The 2625-nt window shown below is 45.1% G+C and carries 1 protein-coding gene; it reads left to right on the top strand.

The genetic code is table 11. From position 1 onward, the window contains the following. Window positions 1-563: 563 nt before the first annotated feature. Window positions 564-2625: phosphoenolpyruvate synthase (ppsA, locus tag WBV75_RS11795; protein WP_424120791.1), on the top strand; the 2062-nt coding region annotated here is incomplete at its 3' end.

Raw genomic sequence — 2625 nt, 5'->3', positions numbered from 1 at the left:
GGGTGTGCCTGCGGTGAAACTATTTTCAGAGGGTTTAGCATTTTGGGCACTATTTTTCCCAAGGCAGGAACTAATGGTCACTGAAAATAGAATCAGGGTGGCTTTCCAAAGTAATTGTTTCACGGTTATCCTTTAAAAGTTTCTCTGCTTGAATACCCTTTGAATTACATTAGATGGGATATTGGTGTGCCAGCTGTTCAGGCATAACGCAATAACAGGAATTAGAAAGAATTTTTTCATGGTTCTCAGCTGGGTTGGGATTGTCGTTAGATTGTTAAAGTAATCTATTTTAAACAGTTATCTCTCTGTTTGCTTTTGGAAAAGGACCCACGGTCAAACATCACCCTCCGAACAGGGCATTGTATTAGGTTGATGGCGGAGTTATCGTATCCGTTGTCAGGGTCTTCCAATGTTTTTATCAAACTTTTTTGAATAGGGCTTTCAAAGACTTCCCTGGATTACTAGTCTTATAAAAACACACACTTCATCAGAATTTTGTCTTTTACATCGAATGTATTAGCGATCTACGAAAACGATTTCGTAAAATTGAAAAAAATAACCTAATGAACCGTAAACAAGATCAATCAAAAAGCTTCATCATCTTTCTGGATAAGATTGGAATTTCAGATTTGCCACGGGTGGGTGGTAAGAATGCATCCCTTGGGGAAATGATTAAAAACCTGGATGACAAGAACATAAAAGTGCCCAAAGGGTATGCGGTTACTGTGGATGCTTTCGATGCTTTTATACAGGAAAACAAACTGGCCGAAAAAATAGAAAAGGCCCTGGCCCATGTGGATGTTTCAGATATAGTAAGCCTGAGAAAAGCGGGCTCTGAAATCAGAAAACTAATTTCGAACGGAAGGTTTCCGGTCTCCGTTGAAAAGGCCATTTTAAAGTCCTATTACCAGCTTTCCGAATTCTATGGACAGGACGCAACGGATATTGCTGTTCGCTCATCGGCAACCGCCGAGGACCTCCCGGATGCTTCTTTTGCAGGGCAGCAATCCACGTATCTCAATATCCGCGGAGGTGAAATGTTGCTGACAGCCATCCGCAGTTGCTTTGCCTCCCTGTTTACAGACAGGGCTATTTCCTATCGTTCTTCAAGAGGCTTTGACCATTTTTCGGTAAAGCTTTCGGTCTGCGTTCAAAAAATGGTCCGGTCCGATTTGGGGGCTTCCGGGGTGGCATTTTCCCTGGATACGGAAAGTGGCTTCAAGGATGTTATTTTGATCAACGGGGCCTATGGCCTCGGCGAATTGGTCGTCGGGGGCGAAATTCTCCCGGATGAGTTCCTGGTCTTTAAACCAGGCCTGACCAAGGGATCGAGCCCGATTATAGAGAAGAAGATGGGCAAAAAGGACCAAAAAATGGTGTATGGGAATAAGCCTTTTGAAACGGTCAGGAAAGTCAGGGTAGACAAAGCACAACAGCGACAATTTTGCCTGGAGGATGCGCAAATTTTAAAGCTGGCCAAATGGGTGCAGGAGATCGAGGATCATTATTCCTCGATTCGCGGTAAATGGTGCCCCATGGATATCGAATGGGCAATTGACGGGCTTTCCGATGAATTGTTTATAGTACAGGCACGGCCTGAAACGATACATTCCCAAAACGGGGGGGAGATCATCAAAGAATATCAGATAGAAGGTGAAGCTTCTTCCAGGGACCTCATTATGGAGGGGGTAGCTGTTGGTGACAAATTGGGTACGGGCCCGGTACGTCGAATTTTTACCCTGGATGGCAGGGATGGCAGCTCGGATGAGACTGATTTTAAAGAAGGTGAAATATTGGTCACTGAAATGACAGACCCGGACTGGGAGCCCCTTATGAAGAAGGCCTCTGCCATCATCACCGAAAAGGGGGGAAGGACGTGTCACGCCGCAATCGTAGCCCGGGAAATGGGGGTCCCTGCAGTTGTGGGGGCGGTTGGCGCAGGCAATTTACTGGAAGATGGCCAGCAAATAACCGTGTCCTGTGCTGAGGGGAGCATCGGAAAAGTATACAAGGGCAAAATTAATTTTAAGATGATTGAAACTGCCTATTCCGATTTCCCTTCGATACAAACACCTGTTATGATGAACGTAGGCTCTCCCGAACTGGCCTTCCAATACAGCAAGATCCCCAATGCAGGCGTTGGACTTGCCAGGCAGGAGTTTATCATCAATAACCATATAAAAGTTCACCCGTTGGCCTTACTCAGGCATAAAGATTTAAACGACAGGGTATTATCCGAAACGATTTCAACTTTGATAACGGGGTACGAGTCTGAGAAAGATTTTTACGTCAATAAACTGGCCCAGGGGGTGGCCAAAATTGGAGCGGCATTTTACCCCAAAAAAGTAATTACCAGGCTGTCAGACTTTAAATCCAATGAGTATTACAACCTCCTGGGGGGTAAATATTTTGAACCGGATGAGGAAAACCCAATGATCGGCTGGCGCGGGGCATCACGGTATTATTCCGAAGAATTTCGGGAAGCCTTTAACTGGGAGTGTGAAGCATTAAAAATGGCAAGGGAAGATTTTGGGTTGGAAAATATTACAATCATGATTCCCTTTTGCAGGACCCCCCAGGAATTGGAGAAGGTTTTGGCCATCATGAAGGAGAATGGCCTTGAAA

The sequence above is a fragment of the Robiginitalea sp. genome, from assembly GCF_049588695.1.
Taxonomy (GTDB): Bacteria; Bacteroidota; Bacteroidia; order Flavobacteriales; family Flavobacteriaceae; genus Robiginitalea.
The sequence above is the reverse complement of the archived record's forward strand: the minus strand, read 5'-3'. Positions and strand labels throughout refer to the sequence as shown.